The 18,585-nt window shown below is 60.9% G+C and carries 20 protein-coding genes; 16 read left to right on the forward strand and 4 right to left on the reverse strand.

Annotation, left to right across the window (positions count from 1 at the left end):
- The first annotated feature begins 89 nt into the window (after nucleotides 1-89).
- The 7 genes from ACQ4MS_RS11405 to ACQ4MS_RS11435 are packed head-to-tail and all read left to right on the forward strand — an operon-like array spanning nucleotide 90 to nucleotide 5,272.
- Nucleotides 90-398, forward strand: a complete 309-nt coding sequence (locus ACQ4MS_RS11405) for a hypothetical protein (RefSeq protein WP_431094520.1) — start codon at nucleotides 90-92, stop codon at nucleotides 396-398.
- Between the two features lie 11 nt (nucleotides 399-409).
- Entirely contained in the window at nucleotides 410-1,831 is a 1,422-nt protein-coding gene (locus ACQ4MS_RS11410) for a TolC family protein (RefSeq protein ID WP_431094522.1), read from the forward strand.
- Nucleotides 1,832-1,858: 27 nt separating this feature from the next.
- Nucleotides 1,859-3,271: a multicopper oxidase family protein gene (locus ACQ4MS_RS11415; protein ID WP_431094524.1), complete on the forward strand. Its 1,413-nt coding sequence runs from the start codon at nucleotides 1,859-1,861 to the stop codon at nucleotides 3,269-3,271.
- Nucleotides 3,272-3,286: 15 nt separating this feature from the next.
- Complete coding sequence (locus ACQ4MS_RS11420; protein WP_431094526.1) at nucleotides 3,287-3,880, forward strand: Spy/CpxP family protein refolding chaperone; 594 nt, start codon at nucleotides 3,287-3,289, stop codon at nucleotides 3,878-3,880.
- A 14-nt stretch (nucleotides 3,881-3,894) separates the two neighbouring features.
- The gene (locus ACQ4MS_RS11425; RefSeq protein WP_431094527.1) at nucleotides 3,895-4,392 is read left to right on the forward strand and encodes a cupredoxin domain-containing protein; all 498 of its coding nucleotides are present in this window, start codon (nucleotides 3,895-3,897) and stop codon (nucleotides 4,390-4,392) included.
- 23 nt (nucleotides 4,393-4,415) lie between these two features.
- Nucleotides 4,416-4,904: a DUF411 domain-containing protein gene (locus ACQ4MS_RS11430; protein ID WP_431094529.1), complete on the forward strand. Its 489-nt coding sequence runs from the start codon at nucleotides 4,416-4,418 to the stop codon at nucleotides 4,902-4,904.
- 11 nt (nucleotides 4,905-4,915) lie between these two features.
- Nucleotides 4,916-5,272 (forward strand): copper-binding protein, encoded by a 357-nt coding sequence (locus ACQ4MS_RS11435; protein WP_431094531.1) that lies wholly within the window; start codon nucleotides 4,916-4,918, stop codon nucleotides 5,270-5,272.
- A 64-nt stretch (nucleotides 5,273-5,336) separates the two neighbouring features.
- Here the strand turns inward: ACQ4MS_RS11435 and ACQ4MS_RS11440 are convergent, their stop codons facing one another.
- A complete protein-coding gene (locus ACQ4MS_RS11440) occupies nucleotides 5,337-6,263 on the reverse strand; it encodes a LysR substrate-binding domain-containing protein (RefSeq protein WP_431094533.1) in 927 nt (308 codons plus the stop codon).
- A gap of 97 nt (nucleotides 6,264-6,360) precedes the next feature.
- On the opposite strand from ACQ4MS_RS11440, the gene ACQ4MS_RS11445 reads away from it, so the two are divergent.
- Nucleotides 6,361-6,816, forward strand: coding sequence for a hypothetical protein (locus tag ACQ4MS_RS11445; RefSeq protein WP_431094535.1), 456 nt, complete (start codon nucleotides 6,361-6,363; stop codon nucleotides 6,814-6,816).
- 297 nt (nucleotides 6,817-7,113) lie between these two features.
- The gene (locus ACQ4MS_RS11450; RefSeq protein ID WP_431094537.1) at nucleotides 7,114-7,644 is read left to right on the forward strand and encodes a cupredoxin domain-containing protein; all 531 of its coding nucleotides are present in this window, start codon (nucleotides 7,114-7,116) and stop codon (nucleotides 7,642-7,644) included.
- Between the two features lie 225 nt (nucleotides 7,645-7,869).
- Here the strand turns inward: ACQ4MS_RS11450 and ACQ4MS_RS11455 are convergent, their stop codons facing one another.
- Nucleotides 7,870-9,144, reverse strand: coding sequence for an ROK family protein (locus ACQ4MS_RS11455; RefSeq protein ID WP_431094539.1), 1,275 nt, complete (start codon nucleotides 9,142-9,144; stop codon nucleotides 7,870-7,872).
- A gap of 257 nt (nucleotides 9,145-9,401) precedes the next feature.
- Between ACQ4MS_RS11455 and ACQ4MS_RS11460 the strand changes: the two genes are divergently transcribed.
- From ACQ4MS_RS11460 to ACQ4MS_RS11480, 5 genes are read left to right on the forward strand one after another with little or no spacing between them, the layout of a single operon-like run.
- Nucleotides 9,402-10,607: an ABC transporter substrate-binding protein gene (locus ACQ4MS_RS11460; RefSeq protein WP_431094541.1), complete on the forward strand. Its 1,206-nt coding sequence runs from the start codon at nucleotides 9,402-9,404 to the stop codon at nucleotides 10,605-10,607.
- Nucleotides 10,589-11,506, forward strand: a complete 918-nt coding sequence (locus tag ACQ4MS_RS11465) for a carbohydrate ABC transporter permease (protein WP_431094543.1) — start codon at nucleotides 10,589-10,591, stop codon at nucleotides 11,504-11,506. The genes ACQ4MS_RS11460 and ACQ4MS_RS11465 overlap by 19 nt, the downstream gene beginning before the upstream one ends.
- On the forward strand, nucleotides 11,499-12,374 hold the full coding sequence (locus ACQ4MS_RS11470) for a carbohydrate ABC transporter permease (protein WP_431094545.1): 876 nt from the start codon (nucleotides 11,499-11,501) through the stop codon (nucleotides 12,372-12,374). The genes ACQ4MS_RS11465 and ACQ4MS_RS11470 overlap by 8 nt, the downstream gene beginning before the upstream one ends.
- Before the next feature lie 28 nt (nucleotides 12,375-12,402).
- A complete protein-coding gene (locus tag ACQ4MS_RS11475) occupies nucleotides 12,403-13,458 on the forward strand; it encodes an ABC transporter ATP-binding protein (RefSeq protein ID WP_431094547.1) in 1,056 nt (351 codons plus the stop codon).
- A gap of 10 nt (nucleotides 13,459-13,468) precedes the next feature.
- Nucleotides 13,469-15,121, forward strand: coding sequence for a glycoside hydrolase family 43 protein (locus tag ACQ4MS_RS11480; RefSeq protein ID WP_431094549.1), 1,653 nt, complete (start codon nucleotides 13,469-13,471; stop codon nucleotides 15,119-15,121).
- A 237-nt stretch (nucleotides 15,122-15,358) separates the two neighbouring features.
- Here the strand turns inward: ACQ4MS_RS11480 and ACQ4MS_RS11485 are convergent, their stop codons facing one another.
- The gene (locus tag ACQ4MS_RS11485; protein ID WP_431094551.1) at nucleotides 15,359-16,126 is read right to left on the reverse strand and encodes an SDR family NAD(P)-dependent oxidoreductase; all 768 of its coding nucleotides are present in this window, start codon (nucleotides 16,124-16,126) and stop codon (nucleotides 15,359-15,361) included.
- A 150-nt stretch (nucleotides 16,127-16,276) separates the two neighbouring features.
- Nucleotides 16,277-16,969, reverse strand: coding sequence for a FadR/GntR family transcriptional regulator (locus tag ACQ4MS_RS11490; protein WP_431094552.1), 693 nt, complete (start codon nucleotides 16,967-16,969; stop codon nucleotides 16,277-16,279).
- Between the two features lie 132 nt (nucleotides 16,970-17,101).
- Here ACQ4MS_RS11490 and ACQ4MS_RS11495 point away from each other — a divergent pair, with 132 nt between their 5' ends.
- Nucleotides 17,102-17,494 carry a helix-turn-helix domain-containing protein gene (locus tag ACQ4MS_RS11495; protein ID WP_431094554.1) on the forward strand — a complete coding sequence of 131 codons (393 nt, stop codon included), beginning with the start codon at nucleotides 17,102-17,104 and terminating at the stop codon, nucleotides 17,492-17,494.
- 42 nt (nucleotides 17,495-17,536) lie between these two features.
- Nucleotides 17,537-18,547, forward strand: a complete 1,011-nt coding sequence (locus ACQ4MS_RS11500) for a zinc-binding alcohol dehydrogenase family protein (RefSeq protein WP_431094556.1) — start codon at nucleotides 17,537-17,539, stop codon at nucleotides 18,545-18,547.
- Nucleotides 18,548-18,585 lie beyond the last annotated feature (38 nt).

Genomic DNA, 18,585 nt, shown 5'->3' on the forward strand with positions numbered 1-18,585 from the left:
GGGTGCTTTTCATCGTTCGTCATCAAAGCTGATTTCCCCTGCGGGAGATGCCTTTGTTGTCGCCGTTCCATGAAATCGCGAGGAATCCCATGTTTAACCCCCTGCTGGCCTACGGGCTGGTTCTGATATCTGCTTTGCCAGGCCTGTCGGCCGCGCAAAGCCCTGCGCCGGCCAGTCCGGCACCTGCTGTAACCCAGGCAAGCCCACCGCCGGCCTTCCGGTCGGCCATGGACGGCTACCAGCCCTACACCGAAGAGTCCACGGTGAACTGGAAGGAAGCCAACGACACCACCGCCCGTATCGGCGGCTGGCGTGCCTATGCCAAGGAAGCCAGGCAAGCACAGACGCCTGAAGCACCGCCACCGAATGGCGCACGCAACGCGCCAGCCAAACCTTGAATGGGAACGTCATGAAAACCATTTTTAAACTCGGCGCGATCACCGCGGCGACGCTGGTGCTGGCCGGCTGCGCTTCCGTCAACTTCGAAGAAGCGCTTGGCGATGCCAATGGCAGCACCAACACCTTCACCCAGGGCAAGCTGGAACTCAGCCGTACCGATCAGCAGCGCCAGGCGCGCAGCAAACTCGCGGATGAACTGCTGGCCAAACCGCTGAGCATGGATGACGCTGTCCAGTTGGCGCTGACCAACAGCCCTGCGGTGCAAACCTTGTTGGCCCAAAGCTGGGCCGATATGGCCACGGCAAGCCAGAACGGCCGCATCACCAATCCGTTGTTCACCTTTGAGCGCACCCGCATGGGCTCAGAACTCGAACTTGGCCGTCTGCTGTCGTTTGGCTTGCTGGACTTGCTGACCTTGCCCCAGCGCGTGTCCATCGCCCGCGGGCAGGTGGCGCAGGCCAAAGTGCAGCTTGGCGCCAGCGTGGTCGAGCAGGTCACGCAGGTCCGACAAGCCTGGGTAAGGGCCGTAGGCGCCCAGCAGAGTTTGCAGTATGCCGGCCAGGTCAACGCCACCGCGCAGGCCGGGGCTGAGCTTGCCAGGCGCATGCAGCAGGTGGGTAACTTCAACAAACTGCAGCGGGCGCGCCAGCAGAGTTTTTACGCCGATTCCGCAGCGCAGCTGGCATCCGCCCAGCATGCCGCGACGGCCGCGCGGGAAGAGCTGATCCGGCAGCTGGGCCTGACAGATGCCCAAGCCGATGCGTTGAAGTTGCCTGAACGTTTGCCCGACCTGCCCAAAGAGCCTCGCCAGCCCGCTGCAGTGAGTACCAACGCGACGGAGCAACGTATCGACGTTCAGATGGCGCGACACCAGCTCGATGTGGCAGGGCGCTCACAAGGCCTGAACCTGCTCACCAGCCTGATCGACGTGGAGCTTGGAATCCGCCGCGACACCGTCATCGACGAAGCCGCCGGCACCAGGACGCCGCGAAGGGGTTACGAGCTGGGAATCCGCCTGCCGATTTTTGATTGGGGGTCGGCACGCCGCGACGCCATGAACGCCCAGTCCCTGGCGGCGGCTAACCGCTACGAAAGCACCGTGCGGGGCGCCTCGTCGCAGCTGCGCGAAAGCTACTCGGCCTACCGGACTGCCTACGACGTCGCCAGGCACTATCGCGACGAAGTTGTTCCGCTGCGCAAGTCGATGGCGGAAGAAAACGTCCTTCGCTACAACGGAATGCTGATCGGCGTCTTCGAGCTGCTGGCCGACACCCGGGAGCAGATTTCCAGCGTCACCGCCGCCATCAATGCCTACCAGCAGTATTGGCTGGCAGACGCAGCGCTTGCCGCTTCCATCATCGGCAAACCGACCGCCATGGGCGCGATGCCTGTATCAGGTGCCGCCGGCGGTGGCGCTGAAGGTGGCCATTGAGGCCCAAACAAAATTTACGGAACTCCAATGACCAATAGAAGAAATTTCCTGACGGGCGCTGGCGCGCTGACCACGGCGGTAGCCGCCGCTGCTGTCAGCAGGGTCGCCATGGCGGCGCTTCCCGAGCCGGTGATCCAGACCAAGCCTGACACCATGGCACCGCTGGTGCCAAATACCGGGCGTCCCTACAACCCTGTGGTCACCCTCAATGGGTGGACGCTTCCCTGGCGCATGAACAACGGTGTGAAGGAATTCCACCTGGTGGCCGAACCCGTGGTGCGCGAGATGGCTCCAGGCTTCAAGGCGCATTTGTGGGGATACAACGGCCAGTCGCCCGGCCCCACCATCGAAGTGGTTGAAGGCGACCGGGTACGCATCTTTGTGACCAACAAACTTCCGGAACACACCAGCGTGCACTGGCACGGCCAACGGCTGCCCAACGGCATGGATGGCGTGTCAGGTTTGACCCAACCGGCCATCCCTGTGGGCAAGACTTTTGTCTATGAGTTTGTGGCCAAGCGCCCCGGCACCTTCATGTACCACCCGCATGCCGACGAAATGACGCAGATGGCCATGGGGATGATGGGCTTCTGGATCACCCATCCCAAGGCCAAGCATCCCCTGATTGATGAGGTGAACCGGGACTTCGTGTTCCTGCTCAATGCCTATGACATCGATCCGGGTGCCTACACGCCCAAGATCATGACCATGCTGGACTTCAACCTGTGGAGCTGGAACAGCCGGGTCTTCCCAGGGATCGATCCGCTCGTGGTGCGCAAGAACGACAAGGTACGCATCCGGATCGGCAACCTGACGATGACCAACCACCCGATCCACCTGCACGGGCACGAGTTCCTCGTTACCGGCACTGACGGGGGGCCGACGCCGAAATCGACTCGCTGGTACGAGGTCACCACCGACGTCGCCGTCGGCCAGATGCGGCAGATCGAATTCCTCGCCGACGAGGAGGGCGACTGGGCGTTTCATTGCCACAAGAGCCACCACACGATGAACGCGATGGGCCACGACGTGCCGACCATGATCGGCGTGGACCATCGCAAAGTGGCGCGCGAGATCACCAATGTGATTCCAGATTACATGGTGATGGGCGAGCGCGGCATGGCTGACATGGCCGAGATGGAAATGCCCTTGCCGGACAACACCGCACCCATGATGACCGGCACCGGCCCGTTCGGTTCGGTCGAGATGGGGGGCATGTTCTCGGTGGTCAAGGTGCGCAAGGACCAGAAGGCTGGCGACTACAAGGATCCCGGCTGGTACAAGCATCCCGCCGGCGAGGTGGCCTATGAGTGGACCGGGTCGCTGCCCAACCCCGCGCGCTTCGCCGCAGAGGGAGGCAAATCCATGCCGGTCCAGAACATGCCGGCCAAAGAAGTTGAAGTCCAGGTGCGCAAGCCCATGGGCAACATGAAGCATTGAAACCAAGGAAAACTCATGAAGCATATAAACACTCTCAAGCTCTCTTTTTCCTGCATTTTGTGGGCTATCAGTACAGCCACAATGGCCCAGCATCAACACGGATCGGGAGCTAGCCCCGCATCCGCAGGCCTCAGCCCCTACGCTGGGCAGCAGGTTCGCGAGATCAAGTCACTCTCCGCATCCCAGACACAGGATCTGCTGACCGGAAAAGGTATGGAGCTGGCCAAAGCCGCCGAACTCAATGGTTATCCCGGGCCTATGCATACCCTGGAGCTGGCACAGCCGCTCGAACTGAACGAACAGCAAAAGCAGGACTCAGAAGCGCTGCTGGCTCGCCACAAAGCCGAAGCCCGGGCGCTGGGGGCGCAGCTGGTGCAAGCCGAACGGGAACTGGATACCGCATTTGCGGCGCGCCGGATCGATGCGGAGACATTGGCAGGCCATACCCAGCGGATCGGGCAACTGCAGGCGGCGCTGCGTGCCTCTCATCTGAAAACCCATTTGCAGCAAACCCAACTCCTGACTTCGGAGCAGGTGGCCCGCTACGCCCTGTTGCGCGGTTACACCGCGCCAACTGCACCTTTTTCCGCAACCTCTCATCAACACTAACTCAAGGAATATTCATGAGAAAAATCAACACAGCAATCCTCGCCACCCTGATCGTTGGCGCGAGCACCTTCGCCTTGGCGCATGGCGACGAAACCCATGCCAAAAAAGCGGGCCCTGTCAAAAAGGAGCAGAAAGCGTGGGGCATCGCCGGCGATGCCAAAACCGTGACCCGCACCGTGACTTTCACCATGACTGACAACATGCGATTCAGCCCTGACAAGCTGGAAGTCAAGCAAGGCGAGACGATCAGGTTCGTCATCAAGAATGGCGGCCAGATCATGCACGAGATGGTGATCGGTACCAAGAAAGACCTCGATGAGCATGCCGCGCTGATGATGAAGTTCCCGAACATGGAGCACGAGGAGCCTTACATGACCCACGTCGGCCCCGGCAAGACCGGTGAGATCATCTGGACCTTTAACAAGCCAGGCACTTTTGACTATGCCTGCCTGATCGCCGGCCACTACCAGGCTGGGATGGTGGGCAAGCTCACAGTGGTGGCATCCAAATAATCCTGACGCTGACGGAGGCCGCTATGCAAAAACGCTCGTTTCTCAAAGCTCTCCCGGTATTTGTCGCCGGCGCGCAGCTCGTTCTCAGTGGCGGAACGTCCGCCCAAACCCGTCCCTTCGTCGAGGTCTGGAAAGACCCCGAGTGCGGCTGCTGCAAAGACTGGGTAAAACACCTGGAGGACAACGGCTTTGACGTGCGGGTCAACGACAGCGGCAATACGGCGGCAAGAGCGCGGCTTGGCATACCCGCCAGGCTGGGCTCATGCCACACCGGACAGGTCGGCGTCTACGCCATTGAAGGACATGTTCCTGCAGGTGACATACAGCGCCTGCTGGCGCAACGTCCCAAGGCCATCGGTTTGGCGGTGCCCGGCATGCCTGTCGGCTCCCCGGGCATGGATGGCCCCATCTACGGAAAGCGCAAAGACGCTTACGACGTGCTGCTGGTCAAACCCGATGGCAGCACCAGCATATTCAAGTCTTATCCCTCGAAATCTTCAAGCTCTTCTTAAAGGAACGAACCATGAAATCCCTCAAAACCCTTCTGATCCTTGCTGCGCTGTTTGCCGGCGCGGCACACGCGCAATCGACCATAAACTCCGGTAGCGGAGCCATGCCGATGGGTGAAGCAAAAAAAGAAGCAGCGAAACCGTCCGCCGAGATGGCCGATGGCGAAATTCGCAAAGTCGATAAAGAGGCCAAGAAGATCACCATCAAGCATGGCGAGATCAAAAACCTGGAAATGCCGGGCATGACCATGGTGTTCCAGGTCAAGGACGCGGCCATGCTGGACGCTGTCAAAGCGGGCGACAAGATCCGGTTCAAGGCCGAATCTGCTGGCGGCGCCATCGTTGTCACGGAAATCCAGCCAGCCAGGTAAGGTGGCTCGATGCGCTCAAGTCAGGGGTGTGGCGTCAACGTCCGCTTCCTTGTCCGGGTGTTGATCAGGCCGCCTTCAAATACTCCTGCAGCTTTTGTTCGTCGGCCCGCAGTTGAGCCCGCATGAGCGACAGGAATCTTTTCGCGGTGCCCGACAAGACCTGGCCCGCCGGGATTGCCAGGAAGCATGAGAACGTCACATCCACGCTCAACCTGCGCACCACCAGACCGCGGTCAGCGTAGTCCAGAGCCGTGATCGGATTGACGACGCCCACGCCGAGGCCGTGCAGCGCCATCTCGCACACGCTGACCGCATAGGGCGTGTGAACAGACACCGACAGGGTGACGCCATGCTCGGCGAGTTTCGCGTCCAACCTCCGCCTCGATGCATCTTCGGGATTCAACGCCAGGAAGGGCAACTCGGCAAGCTGTTCTGGCCGGATTTGCTTGTGCCTGGCGAGCGGGTGTCCTTTCTTCATCACGACGACGCCGGGAAACGTCGCGAATGTCGTCGGTTCCAGGCCGTCCACAGACACCTCGTCGGCCATCAGCCCGAAGTCGGCCAACCCGGATATGACCCGGTCTTTCACCTCTTTTGAGCTGAGGATCTGCAGGGATACGTGAGGTCGGGGGCCCTTCGCGGGAGAGGCCATCAGTTGCTTCAGGCATCGCGGCATGAAACCAAGTCCGAACGCGGGATAGCAGGCCACCTGCAATTGGTCGACCCCGAACTCCCTGAGGCTCTTGACACGATGTTCGATCGCTCCCAGGCCAACGAATACGCGCTCGACCTCCACCAGCAGCGCCTTCGCTTCGGGCGTGGGGTACAGACGGCCGCGCAGCCGCTGAAAGAGGGCGAAGCCGGCCTCGGCTTCCAGGCGCTTGAGCGATTGGCTGATCGCAGGTTGCGTCACGCCCAGCAGGGCGGCAGCCTTGCGCGCCGAACCGCTCGACATGATGGCCCGGAAGGTTTCGATCTCGTTCACGCGCATATAACTACCCATTATTGAGTGAAAACAAATCTATGCGTCATCTTATAGAGTCGATCCTAGACTGCAAATGTCTTCAACCTAACAAGAGGAACCCGACATGAACATTCGAATCGCTTTTATTGCAGCCGCGCTGCTGCTTGGAACGGCCGGCGCCCAGGCGCACGATTTCGGCCCGGACATCACCAAATACCAGCAACTCGCGGCGAGCAAGAAGCTGGATAGCAAGGAGGCAATCCAGGCGCGCCTGGCAATGGAGCGTGCCCAGGGCCAGATGGACCAAGCCGACATCAAGATGCTGCTGCGTATCCGAAGCCTCACCAACGCAGGCCTGCGCGAACTCGGTGAACAGCCCGCATTCCTTTCCAGTGAGTACAAGCGACTCGAGGCAGCGCTGGCTAACCCCAAGATCAACGACCCAGCGAAGGTCGCCAAGGCCCGCGAGATCTTCGCGCAGCTCAATCACGAAAAACCGGTCTATGAAGCGTTGGAGACCGAGGCTGTGGAAAGCATGAAGCAGGCGCTCAAGCTGATCGAGGCTGCCCCGTCCAAGTAGACGTCAAAAGACCCCTGACAAACACCTCACGCCTGATCCGCATTCCGGCCGCCAGCTTTGACTGGCGCCCGCGGATTCGTACGTCCGTCATGCCGTTCCCGCCTTGGAGCACCTCCTTCCATGAACAACGCAAGCTGTCGGAGATGCCGCGCCCGTCCAACAGCGGAACCGGTCCCATGCCGGCCAAGGTTGCACCCTAGAAGGATGTGGAAGACCAGATCCGAAAACCCGTGTCAGGCCACTCGGGCCACCAATCCGGCGATCTCCGCCAACCGTGTCATTGAAAGGACATTCAAGATGAAAGTACTGATCGCACTGCTGGCTGCAGCGCTAATGGGCGTATCGCAAGGAGCCGTGGCTCATGAAGGCGAAGATCACAACAAAAAGAAGACTGGGCCGGTCAAAAAAGAACAGAAGGCCTGGGGCATCGCGGGTGATGCCAAGGCGGCCGGGCGCACGGTCGAACTAGTCATGACAGACAACATGCGCTTCACTCCGGACAGGGTCGAAGTCAAGCATGGCGAGACTGTCAGGTTCGCGGTGAAGAACGGCGGCAAAGTGATGCACGAGATGGTGATCGGCAACAAGAAGGAACTCGACGAGCACGCAGCCCTGATGATGAAGTTTCCGACCATGGAGCACGACGAGCCCTACATGACTCACGTGGCGCCTGGCGAGACCGGTGAACTGGTCTGGGCCTTCAATCGCCCGGGCGATTTCGACTTCGCGTGCCTGATTGCCGGCCACTACCAAGCAGGGATGGTCGGTAAGATCAAGGTCATTGCCGCGGAAAAGAGCGACGGACCTGGCAAAGCTCACAAGCCCTAACGACGCCATCAGCACTGGCTTTCGTGCTGGCGGCAAACAGCCCCGGAAGTGCATGATCGGCGAATATTCGTTGAGCACCGTCTGCAATTCTGAGACGTTGCCAGCCCCTTGGTTTGTAAACCCAGGTAGGTACACCGTGACCATCCCAGTTCGGAGAATCGGCGCATCTTTTACAAAGCGTCGGCGCTTTGGCATTACAAGTCAGAATGCGTCAGCGCTACCGGATTAGGCGGTAGCGGCCCATTCGGCGTGCTCCGGATGCACACTCGCCTCGGATGCCTCCGGCTCGTAGCGAATGTGCGAGGAGCGCTGGTGCGGGTTGAGAATTGCATGCAACACGTAAGCAGCGCCACCGACTGCAATAGCAAGGTCTGAGTACCGGGCCAACCTCACTTTGGGAGCCTGAAGGCCTGCACGGGCAGCATAACGAGCGAGGATTTGCGATGCGGCGTCCACCAGGATTTCGCCGCCCAGTGTTACTGCTTCGCCGCCGAGCACGATTACCTGGGGATTGAACGTCGTCCAGGCGTTCTGCAACAGAACGCCGAGAAACTCACCGGCCCGCGCGAAGGCCGCCCGTGCTTCCGGGTCGCGTGCCGACATGCGGGCTCGAAGGGCTGCGTGGTTGATCGCGCCGTGTTGCAGACAACCGGCCGCTGCCGCGATGCTCTTGAGGCCCAGGTAGGCTTCCGCGCACCCCAAGCGCCCGCAAGAGCAGGGCGCGCCATCAATCACCAGCGTTGTGTGCCCGATTTCACCGGCCGAGCCGGTGGCGCCGGTGAAGAGGGCGCGATTGAGGATGATCCCCGCGCCAACCCCGACACCGCAGCTGACGTATACCAAGGGATCGGCGACGGGGCGTTCGCTGAACTCGGTCTCGCTGACAGCGGCCATGTCCGCCTCGTTGTGATAATAGACCGGCACGTTTGCAAAACCCGAGCGGGCCAGTTCGGCGCCGAGCCGGTTGCCCACATCGACGTTGCGCCAGCCGATGTTGGGAGCGAATTCCAGCATGCCTGAGCGCTTGTCGACGAGCCCGTGCAGCCCGACTCCGATGCCCAATAGCTGCGCGCCCTCGCGTGTCATGCGGGAGGAGAGGGCGCTCACCATTTCCACCAGCTGATGGCACGCCGGATCGGGTTCCCGGGAGCGCAGCGTCGCCTGGCTCGATTCGAGAATGTCACCCTTAATCGACGTGGCCACCACTCGGATTGCGTCAGGCCCGAGTTCAGCGCCCAGGAGGATCAGGCGCGATCCATCCAGATTCAGGGGTGTGGGTCTTCGTCCGGGGCCGCCCGTGGTACTGGCATTTTCTTCGCTCAACCAGCCTTCGTCGATGAGCTCCTTGATCCGGGCGCTGACTGTGGAGCGGGTCAGCCCGCTGCGCTCGGCCAGTTCGGCTCGCGACATCCCGGTCTGCTCCCGCAACAGGCGCAGCAAGATCATGCGATTGATGGATTTGAGATAGCGCTGGTCTCCGGTAATAGACGTACTGGGCATCGAAAACGGGTGCGCGGCAGGCGTACCACAATAGTTTGACTGGTAAACAATTGTGAACGCTCCCTCCTCGGCTCACAAGTGGATTTCTTTCGGCTCCACTGGGATGGCGGTGGACGGGGGTAATCCCTGATGTTGGGACCGGAGGCCAGTGGCACATTTGGTTCGACCAGACAACTAATGGAGACGATGTGAAGCTCAGCAAGCTAGTGTTATCGGGTGCCCTCGCGCTTGCCACAGGAGCGGCATGTGTTGCGGCCATGGCTGCAGACGTCAACGTTCGCCTAATGCACGTCGATCAGAATCCCGAAATCCGGGCGTTCTATACCGACTTGGCACAGCGCTTTGAATCTTCCCATCCCGGAGTCAAGGTCGAAATCCAGTACCTCGAAAACGAGGCCTACAAGAAGAAGCTCACAACCCTGCTGCAATCGCCTGATCGCCCGAACATCCTGTATAGCTGGGGAGGGGGCGTGATGCGTGAGCAGGTCAAGGCCGGCGTGCTCGAAGACATCAGCGCGCCAATGAGTGCCGGCGGCTGGAAGGAGCGCTTCCTGCCCGCAGGCGTGCAGGCGTACACGCTGGACAACAAGATCTACGGCGTGCCGTTCCAGCTGTCTCAAGTCGGCTTTTTCTATAACAAGGACCTGTTTGCCAAGGCCGGCGTCGAGGCCCAAGGCATCAAAACCTGGGACGACTTGCTGGGAGCCGTCAAGAAGTTCCAGGCCGCGGGCATCACACCCATCATCGCAGGCGGGGGCGACAAATGGCCGCTTCATTTCTATTGGTCGCATCTGGCGATCCGTGTCGGCGGCAAGCCGGCATTTGACGCCGCATTGCGTGGCGAAGGCAAGGGCTTCGCCGGCGAGACCTTCGTACGTGCGGGCGAGTTGTTCAAGCAGCTGGCGGATCTCAAACCTTTCCAACCCGGGTTCCTGGGCACAACATTCCCGCAATCGTCGGGCCAATTCGGGGACGGCAAAGGCGCCATGGTGCTGATGCTCAACGGCATGCTCGGCTCCATGAAGGCCAACTCCGCCGACAAGATCGGAATCCCGGACGACAAGCTGGGCTGGATGCCTTTCCCCACCGTTGCGGGCGGAAAGGGCGACCCGACCGACACACTGGGCGGGCTTAATGGCTGGATCGTGACCAAGGGTTCACCCAAGGAAGCCGTGGAGTTCCTGCGCTTCTTCTCCGAAGCGCAGAACCAGCGTATCGCCGCGGAGAAGGGTTTGTACCTGCCGGCCATCAAAGGCACGAACGACGCCATCAAGCGTCCCGTGCTGCGCCTGCTGGTCGAGAACGTGTCCAACGCGAAATACCACCAAGTCTATTACGACCAGATGCTCGGTGCGTCCGTCGGGGCCGTGGTGAATGACATTTCCGCAGACCTTGCGGCGGGCCGCATCAAGCCCGCCGACGCTGCCGCCGCCGTGCAGCAGGCGTGGAAACTGGCCAACTGATGGGGCAATGGGTCCGTTTCCGCGGGCCCAGCTCCAGGTTGGGCACGAGCGCGACCGTTGCGTTGCTGTTTTTGCCCCCTGCGCTGCTGCTGTTCACGGTGTTCGTCGCGCTGCCGATGGGCGAGGCGGCTTGGTACAGCTTGTTCAGCTGGAACGGCTATGGAACCCCGACACAGTTCAGCGGATGGCGCAATTTCAAGCTGCTGTTCGAAACGCCAGCGTTCCATACGGCGCTCAAAAACAATCTGCTGGTCATCCTTGTCTCGCTGGCCGTGCAATTGCCGCTCGCCCTGGCGATGGCGCTGCTTCTGGTAGGGCGCCTTCGCGGTACCACGACCTTTCGCTTGATCTTTTTCCTGCCCTACATACTGGCGGAGATCGCGGCTGGCCTCATCTGGCGCTTCGTCTATGACGGCGAGTATGGCTTTCTGGCCAAGATCTGGCAGGCTTTCGGCGCTTCACCCCCCTATGTTCTGGCAGAGCCCGACTTGGCCATGTACGCCATCCTGGTCGTGGTCGTTTGGAAGTATTTCGGCTTTCACATGATCTTGTATATCGCTGGCCTGCAACAAATCAACTCCAGCCTGTATGAAGCGGCGCGCATCGACGGAGCAAGTAGCTGGCAAATATTCAGGCGCATCACATTGCCGCTCCTGGGATCAACCATCCGCCTGTCGGTTTTCTTTGCCATCATCGGCTCCATCCAGCTCTTTGACATCATCATGCCGCTGACTAAGGGCGGCCCGTCTGACAGCACGCAGACGATGGTCACCTTCCTCTACAGCTACGGTGTGACGCGCATGCAGATCGGTTTCGGCAGCGCAGTGGGCGTGGTGCTGTTCCTCATTTGCGTAGTGTTTGCGTTCGGCTACAAACGGGTCTTGATGCGCGATGACTGATAACGCATCCAATCACCGGGCTGCGACTGCCTCGCCACGCGTCGCCGCAGGCGGGGTGCCCGTCATGCTGCGCTATGCGGTTCTGTTCGTCGTTGCGGGTGTGGTGCTGGTTCCGCTGATCGCAACGGCTTTGGGAGGCTTCAAATCACTGGGCTATCTGCGCGTCGATCCGTTCGGGCTGCCGCGCGAGTGGGAGTGGACGAACTACTGGGACATTCTCTCGGGGGGGCGCTATTGGCGGCTAATGCTGAACTCGGTGATCATCGCCGTGCTTACGGTCGTACTCACGGTTGGCGTTTCTGCAATGGCTGCTTTTGCTTTCGTCCATGTGCGGTTCTTCGGCGCCACGTTCCTCTTCAACTACCTGCTTCTAGGTCTGATGTTCCCGGCCGCCACGGCCATCTTGCCCCTGTTCATCAAGATCCGGGACCTCGGCCTGCTGGATACCTACTGGGGCGTGGTGCTGCCGCAGGTAGCGTTCGGGGTGGCGACCAGCGTGCTGCTTTTTCGCAATTACTTCAAGCAACTTCCGGCGGAGCTCTTCGAGGCCGCGCTCATTGACGGCTGCGGCTACTTCAAGTTCTTCTGGTACATCGTGCTGCCGCTGTCGCGGCCCATCCTGGCCACCGTCTCGGTCATCGTGTTCGTGCACAGCTGGAACGCTTATTTGCTGCCGCTCGTGGTCTTCAACCGCGAATCCAACTATCCCTGGCCGCTGGGCATCATGGCCTACCAGGGGGAGTACTCGACCGAATGGAACCTGGTACTGGCGTTCATCACCCTGACGATCCTGCCGGCGGTGATCATGTTCTTCGCCGCCCAAAAACACATCGTCGCCGGATTGACCGCAGGTTCGGTCAAGGGCTGACGCAGGCAAGGCACAAAGGAGAAGCGCATTGGCATCCGTCAACATTCGAGGCGTGGAAAAGACCTTCGGCACCGAGCGCATCATTCGCGGCGTCGACTTGGGTGTCGCGGACGGTGAATTCGTGATCCTGGTGGGTCCGTCGGGCTGCGGTAAATCCACCTTGCTTCGCATGATCGCCGGGCTGGAGGACATCACCGTCGGCGAAATAAGCATCGGCGACAGAGTCGTGAACCACCTGCCGCCAGCCGAGCGCGACATCGCCATGGTGTTCCAGAACTACGCCCTGTACCCGCACATGACCGTGGCGCAGAACATGTCGTTTTCGCTTGAGATGAATGGTGCAGGCAAGGAAGAGATCGGACAGAAAGTGCAGCGCGCTGCGGAAATACTGGGCCTGGTCCCATTGCTGGGGCGCCTGCCCAAGGAGCTGTCAGGTGGCCAGCGCCAGCGAGTGGCCATGGGGCGTGCAATCGTGCGCGACCCGAAGGTCTTTCTTTTCGATGAGCCCCTCTCCAATCTCGACGCCAAGCTGCGGGTTCAGATGCGTACGGAGATCAAGGCACTGCACCAGCGCCTGCGCACCACCATGATCTACGTGACGCACGACCAGGTGGAAGCCATGACCATGGCCGATCGCATCGTCGTTCTGCATGATGGCGTGGTCGAGCAGGTTGGTGCGCCGTTGGAGCTGTACGACCGGCCCGCCAACCTGTTCGTCGCTGGTTTCATTGGCAGCCCGGCGATGAACATCCTGAAGGGCACGCTCCATGCCGACGGTTTTCACGCAGAAGGCGGGCTGGTGCTGCCAGTAGCCAAGCCTGCGTCGCCGCCACAGGCGGGCGCCGTGCTCTACGGTGTGCGCCCCGAGCACTTCACCTTGTCCGACACGGGAGTGCCAGCTTTGGTGAAGATCGTTGAGCCCACCGGATCGGAAACGCAGGTGATCGCTGAACTCGGCGGGCAAGCCATCACGGTCCTTTTCAGGGAGCGCATCGAAGCGCGCCCGGGCGAGATCCTGCACATCGCGCCGCTGGCCGAACGTGCCCATCTGTTTGACGCGGCGAGCGGTCTGCGTTTAGCTTGAGTCGTTGCACATGCCTACCTCCACCCTGATCCAGAACCCGATCCTCAAGGGCTTCAATCCTGACCCGTCCATCCTCCGCGTGGGCGACGACTACTACATTGCGACATCCACCTTCGAGTGGTTCCCGGGCGTGCAGATCCATCATTCGCGGGACCTGGTGCATTGGAGGTTGATTACCCGCCCACTGACACGCCCCAGCCAGCTCAACATGCTCGGCGACCCCGACTCGTGCGGTATCTGGGCGCCCTGCCTTTCGTACGCTGACGGGCTTTTCTACCTGATCTACACCGACGTCAAACGTTATGGCCAGACCTCGAACGCGGGCGCGGCCGGGGGCGCATCGCTGCGCGATTTTCATAATTTCCTGGTCACCTCGGCCTCAATCGATGGCGAATGGTCCGATCCCGTCTATCTCAATAGCAGCGGCTTCGACCCTTCTCTGTTTCATGACGACGATGGGCGTAAGTATCTGGTCAACCAATTGTGGGATCACCGGCCAGGCAAGAACCGCTTTGCCGGCATCGTGCTGCAAGAGTATTCCCCTGCGCAGGGCCAGTTGGTCGGCGAGCGTATCAACATCTTTGCGGGCACGCCGATCGGGTTTACCGAGGGGCCGCACCTGTACAAGCGGAACGGTTACTACTACTTGATCACCGCCGAGGGTGGAACAGGCTGGGGCCACGCAGTCACGATGGCGCGCTCGCGCGAACTCCGCGGTCCCTACGAGCTCCATCCCGACACCTACATCCTCAGCTCGCGCGATCGGCCGGATGCCCCTTTGCAGCGGGCCGGCCATGCCGACCTTGTGGAAACGCAAGACGGACAGACGTATATCGCCTACCTGTGCGGCCGTCCCTTGACCAATCGCGGAACCTGCACTCTTGGGCGCGAAACTGCAATCCAGCCGATGGTGTGGGGTGCTGACGATTGGTTGAGGACCGACGGCGCGTCAGCGTTGGTCCAGTTGCAGGCGCGAGCTCCCGCGCTGCCGACACACCCGTTCGCAAGCGTTCCCGAGCGAGAGGATTTCGATACGCCCGAGCTCCCCACCGATTTCCAGTGGCTTCGCTCACCCTGGCCCGAGGAGCTGTTTAGCCTGACAGCGCGGCCGGGGCACTTGCGTCTGTTCGGCCGCGAAACGGTGGGCAGCTTCTTCAAGCAATCGCTGGTCGCCAGGCGCCAGCAGGCGCACTGCTACAGCGCCCGGACCCGCGTTGAGTTCGAACCCCGCCACTTCCAGCAGCAGGCCGGGCTGATCTGCTACTACAACAGCACCAAGTTCCATTACCTCTACCTGTCTCACGACGAGGTACTCGGCAAGCATGTGCGGGTAATGTCGAGCCTGCCCAACCACATGTCGGCCGATGCGTTCTCGGCCCCGGTAACAGTCAAACCCGGGATGCCTGTGGAATTGCGAGTTGAGGTGGACATGGAGCGGCTGTATTTCGCCTATCGGGCCGAGGGCGGTGCGTGGAAGTGGCTTCCCTTCCAATTCGACGCCAGCATCCTCTCAGATGAAGCCAGCGCGCCGGGGCGTGCCAACTTCACGGGTGCTTTCGTGGGAATGGCATGCCAGGACATGTCAGGTAGCGGACTGGCTGCCGACTTCGACTATTTCGAGTATCGGGAGCGATCGTATCGGGCCGATCCCTGCGCAGATTAGATAGAGCAAGCGATCATGACCAGGGCTGCTGCGGCAGCATAGCCTGTGAAAATCTCAGTGAAGGACGGCTTGCATCACACGCGTATGCAGGAAGGAATCTGTCCGCCTTCAATCGGGGCGATGGTGCCGCTCTTCTTCAAATCAGTCACCAGCGATGGGGCACCATGCATGTTGCCCGCGAGACGTTTAAGCAATTGGCGGAATCAGGAAGTCTCAGGATCGCCTTCTAGCGGCCTGTCAGGTCCAACCCCCGTCGATGACAAGATCCTGCGCGGTCATCATCTCGCTGTCATCAGAAGCCAGGAACAGTGCCGCCTTCGCAATGTGTTCGGGCATGAGATCCCGAGGCAGGCACTGCGAGCGAGCCAGCTCCGCCTTGGATTCGGGCGTGACCCACAGCCGCAATTGCTTTTCCGTCATTGTCCAACCCGGCACCAGGGTGTTCACCCGGATGTGGAAGGGCCCGAAGTCTCGCGCCAGGCTCCTGGTGAGCCCCTGCACGGCTGCCTTGCAAGTGGTGTAGACCGGCATGCCGCCTTGCTTGAGCATCCAGCTGACCGAACCGAAGTTGATGATGGAGCCACCGCCCAGTGTCTTCATGTCGGATGCGACTTCCTGTGCCGCGAAGAACTGGTGCTTCAGGTTCACGGCGACACCCGCATCCCAGGATTGCGGTGTTGTGTCCTCGATCCGGTGCCGTTCGTCGTTGGCCGCGTTGTTTAACAACACCCGGATGGGTCCGATCTCAGAGCGAATCGCTTCAATCGCCCGGCATAACTCGCTCGTGTCGGTCACGTCCCCACGCATGAAATGCACGCGCTTGCCGGACTCTTTCGCCACGCTTGCCTGCAGGGCGAGCGCATTGTCCACGTCGATGTCGATGAACCCGACCTTCGCATCCTGCGCTGCGAACTGGCGTACCAACGTGGCGCCGATGCCGGTAGACCCCCCGGTGATGAGGACAGATCGGCCCTTCAGGCTGGGATAGCGGGTTTGTATGTCCATGTGAATCGTCTCCTAGATTATGGTGTGCGGACGGGGATGCAAGGCGCGATGCTAGGCCCGCCTCGGCTTGGGCGCCAATTCAATTTCTGGCACAAGCGATAGCAATCTGCACATCCTGTGTCCAGAGGAACTTTCCTCAGGAGACGGAGGTCAGTCCCCCACCCAGCGAAGTTCGGAGGCGCGCAGGTGGGCGAGCATGGCGGCTTGCGCGGCTATCGGGTCGCGTGTGTCCAGTGCGCTCAGGATAGCTTCATGCTCCTTCAGGGCAGCCTTCCAGGTGCGAGGGTTCTCATATTTCGAAGACAGCTTGGCCGAGATCGGGCTGTGCCGTTCATTGAACAGTTCGGCGATCAGGCGCGCCATCACCGAATTGCCACTCATCTCCGCGAGCGTCATGTGAAAGCGGCGGTCCAGATCCAGCGAGGCCCGGTTGCGCTCTGTTTCCGCCCGCATGCGGGTGACAATCGTCCGAAGCTGTTTGAGCTGCTCCGGCGTGCCGCGCGCGCAGGCGAGAATCACCACCGCGCTCTCCAGGGCGGAGCGCGTCTGCATCAGTTCCCTGGGACTCTCCCCGAGTGCCGGCGTAGCCTTCCCGGAGGTGCGTTTGGGTTGCGGGCAGACATAGACACCCGATCCGCTACGGATCTCAAGGCTACCCTGGACGTCCAGGGCGATCAACGCCTCGCGCAATGAAGGCCGGGAAACACCAAGGAGCAAGGCTAGTTCGCGTTCGGCCGGCAGGCGGTCGCCGACCTGGAACGATCCTTTGGTGATCAATTCTCTGATCTGATCGGCGATCTGCTGGTACAGGCGCCGAGTTTCGGCAGGTTTGATAACGCTCATGGCAGGAGAAGTTGACGGACGGATCATACAGTCGGGCAGTGCTCCTTTAGCGGACATGGCCAGCGAGCGGCAATAAAAATCTTGCGTGGTCAGACCAAAATTGATACATTTCAAAAATTGGCATGACCAATTATGAACCTTCAACGCCTTGATCTCGCCTCGATCCGACTGGTGGTGCTTTGCGCCGAATCCGGTTCACTATCGGAAGCTGCACGCCGTTGCCATCTGTCTCTGTCGGGGGCCAGTCACCGGCTGAAGGCTTTCGAGGACGCGGTGGGCGAGCCCGTTTTCCAGCGGCATCGCCGGGGACTGCGCATCACCACGCGCGGGCATCACGTGGTTTACTGCGGCATGCAGCTTCTGGACTGGGTCGATCGCCTGGTCGGACCAGTTTTGTTCGATGAGGCGGAGCGAATTCTGGGCAGGGTATCGGGGCCTCATGATGTCTCGCTTCCGCTGCTGGATTCGTCCCCAGGCTTTCCGAGATTCGAAAGCTCGCCGCCGAGGGTGGTCAGTCCAAATTAGCGGATATATAGTCGCTGGTCTGACCACTGTACAAGGCCAATCATGCTGACCGTGATCTGTGAAGCCCCGGGATCGCTGCGGGCCTTCGACCGGGATATGCCGATCCGCGCAAGCGATGAAGTTCTCATCCGGGTACGTCGGGTAGGTATCTGTGGGACCGACCTGCACATCTTCACCGGCAGCCAGCCCTACCTGGAGTATCCCCGCGTGATGGGGCACGAGCTCGCCGGCGAAGTCCACGAGGCGCCACCCGCGTCAGGCCTGCGCAAAGGGGATCCGGTCTACGTGATGCCGTATCTTTCCTGCGGAAACTGTGGCGCCTGCCAGCAGGGCAAGACGAATTGTTGCGTTCATCTGCAGGTTCTCGGCGTCCATCGCGATGGTGCTCTGGCGGAATACCTCGCCGTGCCCACGGCCTTCGTTCACCGCGCCGAAGGTCTTACCCTGGATCAGGCGGCGATGCTTGAGTTCCTGGCCATCGGAGCGCACGCCACGCGCCGGGCAGATGTGCAACCCGGTCAGCGCGTGCTGGTCGTCGGCACCGGTCCCATCGGAATGGCAGTGTTGATCTTCGCTGGACTGCGTGGCGGCCAGGTGACGGTGCTGGACGCCCGGGCCGAACGCGTGCGGTTCTGCATGGACCAGCTAGGGGCGCATGCCGGCGTGGTTCTCGGGCCGGATGACGAGGCTGAGCTTGCACGGCTGACGGCAGGGGCGTTCTTCGACGTGGTGTTCGATGCCACTGGCAACGCCAGAGCCATGGAGCGCGGATTCCGGTTCATCGCCCACGGTGGCAAGTACGTCCTTGTTTCCATCGTCCGCGACAGCATCACTTTCTCCGATCCCGAGTTCCACAAGCGCGAAGCCACGCTACTCGGCAGTCGCAACGCGACGGTCGAGGACTTTCGGACGGTCATCGATGCGATGCGTGCCGGGCGGGTGCCGCATGCTGCGCTGAACACGCACCGCTTGTCTCTGGCCGAACTTCCCGAGCGCTTCAAGAGCCTGCTCGATCCTGCGCAGGGTGTGGTCAAGGCCATCGTGGAGTGCTGAGACGCCCCAAGCCCTTCCAGGACTATCTGCAGGGCGGC

It is taken from the genome of Polaromonas aquatica (genome assembly GCF_050626995.1).
GTDB classification, from domain to species: domain Bacteria; phylum Pseudomonadota; class Gammaproteobacteria; order Burkholderiales; family Burkholderiaceae_C; genus Polaromonas; species Polaromonas aquatica_A.

Coding starts and splice junctions, on each gene's coding strand:
- ACQ4MS_RS11440 (WP_431094533.1), bottom strand. CDS start 6,263: ATGCGCGTGAACGAGATCGAAACCTTCCGGGCCATCATGTCGAGCGGT.
- ACQ4MS_RS11420 (WP_431094526.1), top strand. CDS start 3,287: ATGAAGCATATAAACACTCTCAAGCTCTCTTTTTCCTGCATTTTGTGG.
- ACQ4MS_RS11490 (WP_431094552.1), bottom strand. CDS start 16,969: ATGAGCGTTATCAAACCTGCCGAAACTCGGCGCCTGTACCAGCAGATC.
- ACQ4MS_RS11460 (WP_431094541.1), top strand. CDS start 9,402: ATGGCTGCAGACGTCAACGTTCGCCTAATGCACGTCGATCAGAATCCC.
- ACQ4MS_RS11410 (WP_431094522.1), top strand. CDS start 410: ATGAAAACCATTTTTAAACTCGGCGCGATCACCGCGGCGACGCTGGTG.
- ACQ4MS_RS11480 (WP_431094549.1), top strand. CDS start 13,469: ATGCCTACCTCCACCCTGATCCAGAACCCGATCCTCAAGGGCTTCAAT.
- ACQ4MS_RS11470 (WP_431094545.1), top strand. CDS start 11,499: ATGACTGATAACGCATCCAATCACCGGGCTGCGACTGCCTCGCCACGC.
- ACQ4MS_RS11450 (WP_431094537.1), top strand. CDS start 7,114: ATGAAAGTACTGATCGCACTGCTGGCTGCAGCGCTAATGGGCGTATCG.
- ACQ4MS_RS11430 (WP_431094529.1), top strand. CDS start 4,416: ATGCAAAAACGCTCGTTTCTCAAAGCTCTCCCGGTATTTGTCGCCGGC.
- ACQ4MS_RS11425 (WP_431094527.1), top strand. CDS start 3,895: ATGAGAAAAATCAACACAGCAATCCTCGCCACCCTGATCGTTGGCGCG.
- ACQ4MS_RS11485 (WP_431094551.1), bottom strand. CDS start 16,126: ATGGACATACAAACCCGCTATCCCAGCCTGAAGGGCCGATCTGTCCTC.
- ACQ4MS_RS11435 (WP_431094531.1), top strand. CDS start 4,916: ATGAAATCCCTCAAAACCCTTCTGATCCTTGCTGCGCTGTTTGCCGGC.
- ACQ4MS_RS11500 (WP_431094556.1), top strand. CDS start 17,537: ATGCTGACCGTGATCTGTGAAGCCCCGGGATCGCTGCGGGCCTTCGAC.
- ACQ4MS_RS11405 (WP_431094520.1), top strand. CDS start 90: ATGTTTAACCCCCTGCTGGCCTACGGGCTGGTTCTGATATCTGCTTTG.
- ACQ4MS_RS11495 (WP_431094554.1), top strand. CDS start 17,102: ATGAACCTTCAACGCCTTGATCTCGCCTCGATCCGACTGGTGGTGCTT.
- ACQ4MS_RS11455 (WP_431094539.1), bottom strand. CDS start 9,144: ATGCCCAGTACGTCTATTACCGGAGACCAGCGCTATCTCAAATCCATC.
- ACQ4MS_RS11445 (WP_431094535.1), top strand. CDS start 6,361: ATGAACATTCGAATCGCTTTTATTGCAGCCGCGCTGCTGCTTGGAACG.
- ACQ4MS_RS11415 (WP_431094524.1), top strand. CDS start 1,859: ATGACCAATAGAAGAAATTTCCTGACGGGCGCTGGCGCGCTGACCACG.